This is a genomic window from uncultured Psychroserpens sp., assembly GCF_947494225.1.
GTDB lineage: Bacteria > Bacteroidota > Bacteroidia > Flavobacteriales > Flavobacteriaceae > Psychroserpens.
In genome coordinates, this window is record NZ_CANLUG010000005.1 from 308372 (window position 1) to 320076 (window position 11705).

The following is an 11705-nucleotide window of genomic DNA, read 5'->3' on the forward strand; positions in this document are numbered from 1 at the left end:
AGGTTATTCTACAATTACAATTCCTTTTTGAAGGAGTCTGGTTTCATTATTTTCAATTCTATAAACAACTGGTTTCAAAACTTTAGTGATTTTAGAATTCTTGTTTAAGTTGCCTAAAATATTTGCTTCTACATCTGTCATTTCATTTCGATAGGATTGTCCAATTGGGTTTACAATTTGAAATCCCATAGATTCAAATTCATGGTAAATTCGATCTACATATCGCTTCACACTATCATTATTCTCCTTTTTCATTTTCAAATCGAGTGCAAAAACTTGGTTAATAATTTCTGTCATTTTAAAAAATTAAATTGAATTTGAAAGATACAATTTTTTGCAGTTTATATTATCTCTGCAACAACAAATGTGCTACCACCAATGTAAATTAAATCTGTCGAAGTAGCACTTGCAACTGCCGCATCTACTGCCGCTTTTACACTTGGGTAAGTTAAACCTTTAAACCCATTTGAAATAAAATGAGATTGTAAACTAGAAGCGTCTAAGCCTCGTGGTATATTGGGTTTACAAAAATAATAAACAGCATCTTTAGGCAGTAATGGCAAAATTGTGGTTAAATCTTTATCGCTCACAACTCCAAAAACTATATGCAACGTTTCAAAGATTTCTTCGTTAAGTTGACTCACAATATATAAAAGTCCTTCCTTGTTATGAGCGGTATCACATACTATTTTGGGTTGCTGTTGTAGCACTTGCCATCTTCCCTTTAAACCTGTATTATTTACAACATTTAGCAATCCATTTTTAATATGTACTTCGGAAACAGGAAATTGCAGTTCATTGAGGACTTTTAAAGTCTGTACTGCAGTTTTAACATTGTGTTTCTGGTAGTTCCCTTTGAGATCTGTATGATAATTTTTATTCTCATTTTGATCTGCAAATTGAATCTTTGATGCATTCTTATGAGCGATATTGTTAAACAGTTTTTTGATTTCAACCTGAGTTTCACCAATAACAACAGGGATATTGGGTTTAATAATACCTGCCTTTTCATTAGCAATAGCCTCTAAGGTTTCTCCTAAAAACTGTGTATGATCAAGACCAATATTGGTAATAACAGAAATTTCTGGTGTTATGATATTCGTGGAATCTAATCGACCTCCTAGTCCAACTTCTATAATTGCTATGTCTACCTTTTTTTTTGCAAAATAATCGAAAGCCATTCCAACGGTCATTTCAAAAAACGAGAGTTTATTCAATTTAAAAAAAGACGAGTGCTTTCTAATAAATCCAATAACAAATTGTTTACTTATCTCTTTACCATTGATTTTTATGCGCTCTCTAAAATCTTTGAGATGAGGCGATGTATACAAACCAACGTTATATCCTGCTTCTTGTAATACGGAAGCCAACATATGGCTTGTTGATCCTTTGCCATTGGTTCCTGCCACATGTATGCTTTTAAACTTATCATGCGGGTTTCCTAAATAGTTAGCTAAACAAATGGTATTAGACAAGTCTTTTTTAAACGCAGTCTTACCTTGGTTTTGATACATAGGTAACTGCTTAAACATCCAGTTGACTGTATCTTGGTAGTTCATTAATTCCCTAAAGTAAAGTCTATTTTAACCCAACCTATTTGCGTTGTAGGTGCTTTAGAATCGGCTGGCCATTTGTGTGTCATAGCTGTTTTTCTAGCAGCTTCATATAGGCAAGAGCCCCCTGTAGTTCCTCTTTTGCCAGGAATAGCTTTCACCACTTTTCCTGAGCGATTCACATGAATTTCTACAACAACACGGCCTTCTTCTTGACAGTCTGGTAGCACTTTAGAGTAGGTTGCACTTCCTCTACCATTAAGGCCATAGCCTGTACCTCCAGAACCATCTCCTGGTTTACCAAAATAACTAGGAGCATAAGGATCTCCATTCAATTGACCTTTATCGCCTGGTCCGTCACCTGGGCCTTCGCCTCCAGTTTCTGAGCCATCAGCATTTTTAACGCCTCCAATTAAGGCATCTAATTTGTCTTTTTTGGCTTGTTCTTCTTTTCTTTTTTGTTCCTCTTTAGCCTTTCTTATTTGTTCCTGACGTTCAGCTTCGGCTTTCGCTTTAGCTTCTGCTTCTTTTGCTTTTTTTATTGCAATGGCCTCAGGAGACTCATTAGTCATAACATCTTCTGCTTTACTATTTGCTTCAGAAGGTTTTTCTGGCTGTGTTTCTTCTGCCTGAGTTTCCTTTTTAACAACTTCCTCTACAGGTTGTGATTTTATAGGTTTTGTAGGTTGGATATTCCCAGTACCTACTGGCGAATTTCCAAAATTAACAGCAACTCCATATTCTATTGGTGGATCTTGATATGCACAACCTCTAACCACAAATAAAAGCAATAGCAAAATGACCACAATCAAAGCTGTGACTTTTGCAGAATTTCGTTCATGTATGGTTTCAAAGTATTTCATGAGGTTATTTCAATTTATACAATCTATTTAGTTAGTTTACAAGATTCATTCCAAACTTTTGTTTATAACAGCTACATTTCAGGTTTAACAGCCAATATGGTTTTAAATTTATGCTTATTAGCCACAGTCATAACATCAATGATATTTGATACTGGCACTGATTTTTCTGCTCCTAAAACTATAGTTAAACTGTCATTTACAGCCCTGTTAATCAAAATTCCTTCAAGGTCTTTTATATCCCGTTTAATACTGTCAACATAAATGCTTAAATCTTCCTTTATAAGAACATTAACGACATTATCGTTTTGTATCGTATCGTTAGGTGTTGTTATTGGTAATTCAAGGTCAACACTATTATCGTACTGTATTTTATCTGTTAAGGATTTAAAATAAAACAACGTTACTAATAAAACGACACCTAATCCTATATATATATAAACGGTTTTAGGTTTCGTTTCACCTTAGTTATTTGGTTTAACTGCCAAAATTACTTTGAACTTATTTCTATTAGCAATATCCATCACTTTCACGACATTCTCTACTGGCACTGATTTTTCAGCTCTTAACACTACAGTTGGTTCGTCCTGACTTGATAGTGCTGCCACTAATTCATTTTCTAGAACACTTTCACCAACTCGTTTTTGGTCTATATAATAGGTTAAATCTTTTTTGATGCTTACGGCTACAGATCTTTTGTTTTCTGTTTTACCACTTGCTTTTGGTAATAGAATATCAATTGCATTTGTTGTGACCAAAGTAGACGCTAACATAAAAAAGATCAATAACAAGAATACAATATCTGTCATTGACGACATATTGAATTCTGGTGTTACTTTATTTCTTCCTCTTAAATTCATTAAATAGGCTCGTTTAAGTGATCTAAAAATTCTAATGAATTGGCTTCCATTTGATAGACTACTTTATCTGTCTTCACTACCAAATGGTTATAAAACATATAAGCTACAATACCAACAATAAGTCCGGCAACGGTTGTTGTCATTGCTGTATATAACCCATCTGAAAGTTGTTTTATATCGATTTGACCACCAGAATTGGCAATTTCAAAAATGGACAATATCATACCAATTACTGTACCTAAGAATCCAATCATTGGTGCAACTCCAGAAATCGTAGCTAAAACACTAACATTTTTTTCAAGGCTATAAATTTCTAAGCGACCAGCATTTTCAATTGCGGTGTTAATATCTTCTAAGGGTTTTCCAATACGAGTAATTCCTTTGTTTATTAGTCGAGATACTGGAGAATTTACCTGTGCACATAACATCTGGGCAGAATCTATTTTCCCATTACTTACATGATCTTTAATTTGATTCATGAAATTTGAATCTACTTTAGATGCGGATTTAATTGCAAAAAGGCGTTCAAAATAAATATAAATAGCAACAATTAGTAAAATAAACAACAGAGCAATGATGACTTGTCCTGCCGTACCTCCACTACTTATAAGTTCTATAATGGATAATGTTTTTTCGGTTGATTCTGCATCAGTAATTACTTCTGCTCCATCTTGAATTATCATATTAATAAAATTGAAAATTAATTTTAAACTATTGTAATAACGATTGTTTTCTTCCTAAAGTATACTCTTAGAATAATGTTCGCGTAAATAAAAATACAACTGCCCCAGCTAAAAACCCTAATAATGCTAGCCAAGAGATTTTTTTAAGATACCAGAAAAAATCTATTTTTTCCATTCCCATGGCAACAACACCAGCGGCTGAACCAATAATTAACATACTTCCACCTGTTCCTGCGGAATAAGCAATAAAATGCCATAATTGATTATCCATTGCTTCAGAGAACATTCCTAAACTTGCGGCAACTAAAGGAACATTATCTATAACGGCCGAACCAATACCAAGTAATATCACTACTAAATCGGAAACTCTTGTGCCGTCCATTTCTGTTCCTAATAAACTTACATTGTCCTGCAAAGAATCGGCAAAATTGAATAAGATTCCTAAAGATTCTAATGCAGCAACGGCCATTAATATCCCAAGGAAAAATAGAATACTCGGCAGCTCAATTTTAGATAAAGAGTGATGAACTGGACTATGGTGAGCATGCGCTTCACTTTCTTCATTATTAATTTCAGTAATACTAAATTTAGAGTTACTGTAAATTTCTGCAAAAATAGCTACAACCCCTAAAGAGAGCATCATACCCACATAAGGTGGTAGATGTGTAATCACTTTAAACACAGGAACAAATACAATGGCACCCAATCCTAAATATAGCATTGTAGAGCTAAATCGACTTTTAGGCTTATCATTTGAATCTTCCTCGATATCTAAATCACCTTTAAATGCTGGTAAAAACGATGCTATAAATGTTGGCACGATCATACATATGAGCGATGGTAAAAACAAATATCCAAACAAATGTCCAACAGATACTTTGTTCCCAATCCACAACATTGTGGTTGTCACGTCTCCTATTGGAGACCAAGCCCCTCCTGCATTAGCAGCAATAATAATTAAACCAGCATACCATATTCTAACACTTCTATCTTTTACAATTTTTTGCAAAATAGAAATTAGCACTATCGTGGCTGTTAGGTTATCTATTATTGCAGAAAGGATAAACGCTAATATCGCAAAAATCCAGAGTATTCTCTTTTTACTTTTTGTTTTAATGAACCCTTTTATTGTTGAAAATCCGTCGAAATAATCAATAATTTCTACAATAGTCATCGCTCCAAGCAAAAAGACCAAAATTTCGGCTGTCTTACCCAAATGATGAAGGAGTGTTTCCTCCATGAGATGCATCTTATTCTCGTGTTCTAATCCTGAAAACCCATCCACTAATCCATGATTAGCAGAATCAAACCATTGCGAGAACGAATCTATTCCGAGCGAGATTAATGCCCAACTTATAGCCATCATTACCAATGCCGGTATAAGTTTATCGATTTTAATACTATGTTCTAATGTAATGGCTAAATAACCAAATACAAATACTAAAATTATTACTGTTTCCATACTGGTTGTGTATTATATAAGTTGCGTAAGGGCAATTTCGAATGCAGATGCACTAATTCCCGTTTTTCCTTGATTTTTCTCGTAAACTTTTTCTATTGCTCTTCTAATAATTTCAGAAGTATCATTAAAAATTGCTTCATCAGTCATTTGCACTCTACGTTCCATAAAGTAGGCGAAAACTCTTGCCATACCACAATTAGAAATAAAATCTGGAATTAAACTTACCTTGTTATCGGTATGCTCCATTATACTTCCGAAGAAAATTTCTTTATCAGCAAAGGGCACATTAGCACCACATGAAATGACTTCTAAGCCTGTATTAATCATTTGATCTATTTGATTTTGAGTAATCAATCTAGAAGCTGCACATGGGGCGAATATTTCGGTTTTAAGAGACCATATTTTTTCATTTATTTCTGAAAATGGAATGAGATTATCACTTACCAAAGTATTACCCGATTTTGCGAGATAAAGGTTTGTAATTTCCTCAAATGAAAATCCTTCTTCATTTATTAAACCTCCAACAATATCAATGATACCTACTACTTTAGCACCCATTTGTGCCAAGTAAAAAGCGGCAGCAGCACCTACATTACCAAAACCTTGTACAATGGCGCGTTTACCAACAATTGTATCACCTTGAACATCATAAAAGTGTCTTGCTGCTTCGGCGACACCAAAACCGGTTATCATATCTGCCACTGTATATTTTCTGGCAACACTTGGCGAATATTTAGGGTTTTCAATAACTTTAATTACGCCATGACGTAATTGTCCTATTCTATTAATTTTATCGGCTTGAGTTGGTCTAAAGTGCCCTTCAAAAACACCCTCTTGAGGATGCCAAACACCACTCTCTTCTGTGATTGGTATAACTTCATGTATTTCATCAACATTGAGGTCTCCACCAGTACCGTAATAACTTTTTAATAAAGGAGATACGGCTTTATACCAACGTTCTAAAACGCCTTTTTTACGAGGGTCTTTAGGGTCGAAATTTATACCAGATTTTGCGCCTCCAATGGCAGGACCAGAAACCGTAAATTTAACTTCCATAGTTTTAGCTAACGATAAAACTTCATTCATATCTAAGCCCTTACGCATTCTTGTTCCACCGCCAGCTGCACCTCCACGAAGTGAGTTTATTACAGTCCAGCCTTCGGCTTCTGTTTCGGGGTCTTTCCAATTAAAAATGATTTCAGGGTCTTTGTCTTCGTACTTTTGGAGTAATTCTTTCATCTAAGAGTTCTTACTTTATCAGTTGATTTAGATGTCGCTCAAACATTCAAAAAAGATCTAAAAACCAATTTTGAATCTGCTGGCTTCATTAGTTAGTTATTCTTTAACAAATATAAAAAACTAAAAATCGCTAGATTAGAATTTTACAATAATTTTAAACATTATAAATTTCTCCTGAACTATGATCGTAATCTGCACCCGTAACGCTAGACAAACAATTAGTTTCTCCTCTTAGTTTTAATACTCCTAATAGTCCAAATATCAGGGCTTCCTTATATTCTATTATGGTATTAGATGGTTTTACTAGATTAAACTCTTTTAAGGTTCTAATTCGATCTAAGAGAAAACTATTATAAACTCCACCTCCAGTAAAAAGCACTTCAGAATGTACTTTTATAACATTACTTATTTGAATGGCTATATGTTCGATCATTGTTCTTAGAATATCTCTTTCAGACAATTGACTAGTTTCTAATAGTGGGAATAGATGTTTATCGACCCATTCTACCCCTAACGACTTTGGTGCTTTTTGCTTGTAAAAATCCAAGCTGTTTAGCTGTTGTAATAGAGATTGATTAAGTATTCCTGATTTTGCGATTTTTCCACCGTCGTCATAATCAAAACCTAAAAGATTAGCATATCGGTTCAAGACTATGTTAACCGGACAAATATCGTAGGCTATTCTTTCGGAGTTAATTTCAGAGGATATATTTGCAAATCCTCCCAAGTTAATACAACTATCATACGCTGAGAACAACAGTTTATCTCCTATTGGAACTAAAGGAGCTCCTTGACCATTTAAACTAACATCTTGAGTTCTAAAATCACAAACTACCAGATGATTCGTTAATGATGATATGCTAGGTAAATTTCCTATTTGATAAGTAAATAGCTGTTCGGGCTGATGTAATGCTGTATGTCCATGTGAACAAATGGCATCAATATCACTAAGTTGATATTTCCGAATAAAATCCCTAATTACATGAGATAAATGAATTGTATAAAACTTGTCGATTAATTTAAGGTCTTCTAAGTTATAAGTAACAAGATTAGACAATTTTTGTTTCCAAGAATCGGTATATGGAATGGTTTCAGAAGCATGAATTTCAAATGTCCAGTTTGAATTGTTCTCAAATTTAATATAGGCTAGATCAATTCCATCCAAAGATGTTCCAGACATAACGCCAATAACATTGTACTTAGATTTTATCATATTGAGTAAAAATAGCAATCCTTATTGAAAATATACTAATAAAGACTTATCTTTGCACTCACTTTTTATCAATTCAATAATTTATACATACTATGGATTTTAGTTTAACCGAAGAACATCTTATGATTCGCGATGCCGCTCGTGATTTTGCACAAACCGAATTATTACCTGGAGTTATAGAGAGAGATAATACACAAACTTTCCCGGACGATATTGTTCGTAAAATGGGAGAGCTTGGTTTTATGGGGATCATGGTAGATCCAAAATATGGTGGAAGCGGAATGGATGCAATTTCATATGTTTTGATTATGGAGGAACTTTCTAAAATTGATGCATCAGCATCTGTAATGGTTTCTGTCAATAATTCTTTAGTATGTTATGGATTAGAGGCTTTTGGTACAGAAGAACAGAAACAAAAACATTTAACTAAACTGGCCACAGGACAATGCATTGGAGCATTTTGTTTAAGTGAGCCGGAAGCAGGTAGTGATGCAACGTCTCAAGCCACAACAGCCATAGATAAAGGTGATCATTATGTGATTAATGGAACCAAAAACTGGATTACAAATGGTGGTCGTGCTGAAGTATATCTTGTTATTGCGCAAACAGACAGAGAAAAAGGTCACAGAGGTATCAATGCATTTATTGTTGAAAAAGGCATGGAAGGTTTTGATATTGGACCAAAAGAAGATAAATTAGGTATAAGAGGAAGTGATACACATACACTACAGTTTAATGATGTAAAGGTTCCTAAAGAGAATAGAATTGGTGAAGATGGATTTGGATTTAAGTTTGCAATGAAGACGTTGTCTGGAGGTCGTATCGGTATTGCAGCTCAGGCCTTGGGTATTGCTTCTGGAGCTTATGAATTAGCTCTTAAATATTCTAAAGAACGTAAAGCTTTTGGAACTGAAATATGCAATCATCAAGCTATAGCATTTAAATTAGCTGATATGTATACCGAAATAGAAGCGGCCCGTATGTTAGTCATGAGAGCAGCTTGGGATAAAGATCAAGGAAATAATTATGATATGTCTAGTGCTGTTGCGAAATTATATGCATCAAAAGTAGCCATGGAACAAACTGTTGAAGCCGTTCAAATTCATGGTGGAAACGGTTTCGTAAAAGAATATCACGTTGAACGTTTGATGCGCGATGCTAAGATTACTCAAATTTATGAAGGTACTTCTGAAATTCAGAAAATCGTAATTTCTAGAGGTGTTATAAGAGCATAGAAATTACTGTAATATATATTATAAGGCTTCATGACAATAAAATTTCATGAGGCCTTTTTATTTTGACAGTTCCTCTAATACCAACTTAAGTTCAGCATAGGAATATTTTTCATCAATTTGATGCTTCAAATCTGAGAGGTTTTCAAAGCTGTGCTTTGGTATAATTTCTTTTAATTCATTGTAGTGTTCTTCTGAAATTAAATCTGTAATCTTCACCTCTCCAGTTGACATAAAACTTGCTAAGTGCCCCAAAATTGTATTGCTATTTAATGCACGCTCATCTGCAATAGATTCTATAGATTTTCCTAGTTTAAACAATGCTAAAGATTCTTTTTTTGTATCTCCCTTTTTTCGTTTTGACTTAGGCTTTTCGAAAATCTCCAAATCAACTGATGTTTCAATATTATGATCTTCACAATATGCCCTTATAACTTTCAAAATATCATTTCCATATTTTTCAACCCTCACCTTCCCCATGCCATTTACAGCATTAAGCTCCATTTTATTAGTAGGCAAGTTTTCACACATTTCGTATAATGCTTTTTGAGTAAAAATTTGATAATGTATTAAATCCTCTCGTAAAGCGATTGTATTTCGTAGTTCACGAAGTAATTCAAAAAGCTCGATATTAGTCGTGCCTTCAATAACAGATTTCCTTGTTTTTTTAGGTTGTTCTTTTACAAGAAAGACAGATTTAGCCTTCAGTTCTAAAAAGCTAGACACATTAAACCCTTTCTTCAAACCTTCGAAATAAAGCAGCTTACTAGACAATAGTTCTTCAAAAGCATCAAATTGTTTATTCATGTCTTTTTCTAAGGCTTTATTATCTGTTGAAAACGTTAAGTTCTTATATGGTTCAGAAACATGATTAAGTGTTTGATTTTTAAAATAGTCAATAGCTTTTATAAATCGTTCTTGAAGTATATTATTCTCTTCAGGTACCAGATTATCAAGTGATAGTTTCGAAAGTTGTAATTTAAATCCGTTAGCCACTTTCAATAAATCCGTAATTGATTTCTTAATTATTTGCACTGGCGCTTCTAAATCACCTTCAATACTTCCTTTATTGTTATAATAAATATCTAGAATACGATTAACAGGATACAAAAAATTATAATAATCGAACAATTCTGAAATTAGATTGAGCTGAAATCCTATTTTAGATTTTTCCAAAGTGATATCATTTGGAGGATTATCTTCTATAGACTGTGTAAAAGATTTGATATTAGCATCATTGATTACTTGATTTTCACTTATTTTACTTTTAAGTACTAACCCTTCTAAACTTTTACATCTACTAAGTGCAACATAGGTTTGTCCATGAGCGAAGGCACCTTTTGCATCGATAATGGCCTTTTCAAATGTTAAACCTTGACTTTTATGAATTGTTATTGCCCATGCTAGCCTTAGAGGCATTTGTGTATATGTTCCTATTCTATTTTCGGTAATAACTTTGGTTTCCTTATTTACAGTATAATTAATATTTTCCCATTCTTCAGGTGTTGTAACAATATTAAAATCGTCGTCTGGGCATTTTACTATAATTTCATTATCATCCAAAAGAATAACTTTACCAATTTTACCATTAAAATAGCGTTTCTCAACTGAGCTGTCATTTTTCACAAACATTACTTGTGCCCCAACTTTGAGTACTAGTTCTTCTTTATTTGGATATGAAAATTCAGGAAATTTACCCTTAATAGTAGCTTTATAAACTCTTTGCTCACCATCAAGATTTTCAAGTTCTGAAATATTAGTATTTTCAGCTTTACTATTATGTGTAGTCAATGAAATATAACCTTCATCTTTATTAGGAGTAAAATCTGGTCTATAGTGTTTATTTAATTCACTTATTGAAGATTTGGATAGTGTGTTATTCCTTATTTCATTTAAGATTTTAATAAATTTTGGATTATCTTGTCTATATATATGCCTTAATTCAATGGTTACAGCATTGCATTGCTGATACGCCAAACTGCTAAAAAAATAGGCGTTTTTATAATGAGTTTTTAGCAATTGCCATTCGTTTTCTTTTACAACGGGCGCCAATTGCTGTAAATCACCAATCATTAATAACTGTACGCCCCCAAATACTTTATTTCGGTTTCTAAAACGTCTTAGTGTTTTATCTATAGCATCGAGCAAATCTGCTCTTACCATACTAATCTCATCGATTATTAATAAATCAATAGATTTAATAATATTGATTTTTGTTTTATTGAATTTTCTATTAAAACCCGTTTTACTATTTAAATCATCATGTGGTAGAATTGGCCCGAAAGGAACCTGAAAAAATGAGTGAATTGTAATTCCTTTTGCATTAATGGCAGCAACTCCTGTTGGGGCAACAACGACCATTCTTTTCAAAGAGTTCATTTTCAACTTATGAAGGAACGTTGTTTTACCTGTTCCAGCTTTTCCAGTTAAAAAAACGTTTCTATCGGTATTATTAACAAAACTCCAAGCTAGTTCTAATTCGGCATTAATACTCATCTAATAATTGAAATAAATTTTACCCAATATAGTATATAAAAAACAAAAAACCCTTTTCATATATATATGAAAAGGGTTTCAAAAAAGGCGACGACCTACTCTCCCAC

General features: G+C 33.4%; 11 protein-coding genes. 1 reads left to right on the forward strand and 10 read right to left on the reverse strand.

Annotation, left to right across the window (positions count from 1 at the left end):
* Positions 1 to 3: 3 nt before the first annotated feature.
* The 9 genes from Q0893_RS13565 to Q0893_RS13605 all read right to left on the reverse strand — a co-directional run bounded on the left by Q0893_RS13565 (position 4) and on the right by Q0893_RS13605 (position 7870).
* A complete protein-coding gene (locus Q0893_RS13565; RefSeq protein ID WP_298903109.1) occupies positions 4 to 297 on the reverse strand; it encodes a hypothetical protein in 294 nt (97 codons plus the stop codon).
* A gap of 44 nt (positions 298 to 341) precedes the next feature.
* Positions 342 to 1559, reverse strand: coding sequence for a folylpolyglutamate synthase/dihydrofolate synthase family protein (locus Q0893_RS13570; protein WP_299276525.1), 1218 nt, complete (start codon positions 1557 to 1559; stop codon positions 342 to 344).
* Positions 1559 to 2416 carry an energy transducer TonB gene (locus tag Q0893_RS13575; RefSeq protein WP_298903107.1) on the reverse strand — a complete coding sequence of 286 codons (858 nt, stop codon included), beginning with the start codon at positions 2414 to 2416 and terminating at the stop codon, positions 1559 to 1561. Before Q0893_RS13575 ends, Q0893_RS13570 begins: the two co-directional genes overlap by 1 nt.
* Positions 2417 to 2487: 71 nt before the next feature.
* Complete coding sequence (locus Q0893_RS13580) at positions 2488 to 2850, reverse strand: ExbD/TolR family protein (protein WP_367180668.1); 363 nt, start codon at positions 2848 to 2850, stop codon at positions 2488 to 2490.
* 27 nt (positions 2851 to 2877) lie between these two features.
* The gene (locus Q0893_RS13585) at positions 2878 to 3273 is read right to left on the reverse strand and encodes a biopolymer transporter ExbD (RefSeq protein WP_298903105.1); all 396 of its coding nucleotides are present in this window, start codon (positions 3271 to 3273) and stop codon (positions 2878 to 2880) included.
* Positions 3273 to 3956, reverse strand: a complete 684-nt coding sequence (locus Q0893_RS13590; protein ID WP_299276533.1) for a MotA/TolQ/ExbB proton channel family protein — start codon at positions 3954 to 3956, stop codon at positions 3273 to 3275. The genes Q0893_RS13585 and Q0893_RS13590 overlap by 1 nt, the downstream gene beginning before the upstream one ends.
* A 67-nt stretch (positions 3957 to 4023) precedes the next feature.
* Entirely contained in the window at positions 4024 to 5418 is a 1395-nt protein-coding gene (gene nhaD, locus Q0893_RS13595) for a sodium:proton antiporter NhaD (protein ID WP_298903102.1), read from the reverse strand.
* Positions 5419 to 5430: 12 nt separating this feature from the next.
* On the reverse strand, positions 5431 to 6657 hold the full coding sequence (locus tag Q0893_RS13600) for a Glu/Leu/Phe/Val dehydrogenase dimerization domain-containing protein (RefSeq protein ID WP_298903100.1): 1227 nt from the start codon (positions 6655 to 6657) through the stop codon (positions 5431 to 5433).
* Positions 6658 to 6811: 154 nt separating this feature from the next.
* Complete coding sequence (locus Q0893_RS13605) at positions 6812 to 7870, reverse strand: anhydro-N-acetylmuramic acid kinase (RefSeq protein WP_298903099.1); 1059 nt, start codon at positions 7868 to 7870, stop codon at positions 6812 to 6814.
* 92 nt (positions 7871 to 7962) lie between these two features.
* Between Q0893_RS13605 and Q0893_RS13610 the strand changes: the two genes are divergently transcribed.
* Positions 7963 to 9105: an acyl-CoA dehydrogenase gene (locus Q0893_RS13610; protein ID WP_299276538.1), complete on the forward strand. Its 1143-nt coding sequence runs from the start codon at positions 7963 to 7965 to the stop codon at positions 9103 to 9105.
* 57 nt (positions 9106 to 9162) lie between these two features.
* Here Q0893_RS13610 and Q0893_RS13615 read toward each other — a convergent pair whose 3' ends face one another.
* A complete protein-coding gene (locus tag Q0893_RS13615; protein ID WP_299276541.1) occupies positions 9163 to 11598 on the reverse strand; it encodes a helix-turn-helix domain-containing protein in 2436 nt (811 codons plus the stop codon).
* Positions 11599 to 11705: the final 107 nt, after the last annotated feature.

Bases quoted from the DNA above. Each gene is read 5' to 3' on its own strand.
- Q0893_RS13565 (WP_298903109.1), bottom strand. From the start codon at position 297: ATGACAGAAATTATTAACCAAGTTTTTGCACTCGATTTGAAAATGAAA.
- Q0893_RS13570 (WP_299276525.1), bottom strand. From the start codon at position 1,559: ATGAACTACCAAGATACAGTCAACTGGATGTTTAAGCAGTTACCTATG.
- Q0893_RS13575 (WP_298903107.1), bottom strand. From the start codon at position 2,416: ATGAAATACTTTGAAACCATACATGAACGAAATTCTGCAAAAGTCACA.
- Q0893_RS13585 (WP_298903105.1), bottom strand. From the start codon at position 3,273: ATGAATTTAAGAGGAAGAAATAAAGTAACACCAGAATTCAATATGTCG.
- Q0893_RS13590 (WP_299276533.1), bottom strand. From the start codon at position 3,956: ATGATAATTCAAGATGGAGCAGAAGTAATTACTGATGCAGAATCAACC.
- nhaD (WP_298903102.1), bottom strand. From the start codon at position 5,418: ATGGAAACAGTAATAATTTTAGTATTTGTATTTGGTTATTTAGCCATT.
- Q0893_RS13600 (WP_298903100.1), bottom strand. From the start codon at position 6,657: ATGAAAGAATTACTCCAAAAGTACGAAGACAAAGACCCTGAAATCATT.
- Q0893_RS13605 (WP_298903099.1), bottom strand. From the start codon at position 7,870: ATGATAAAATCTAAGTACAATGTTATTGGCGTTATGTCTGGAACATCT.
- Q0893_RS13610 (WP_299276538.1), top strand. From the start codon at position 7,963: ATGGATTTTAGTTTAACCGAAGAACATCTTATGATTCGCGATGCCGCT.
- Q0893_RS13615 (WP_299276541.1), bottom strand. From the start codon at position 11,598: ATGAGTATTAATGCCGAATTAGAACTAGCTTGGAGTTTTGTTAATAAT.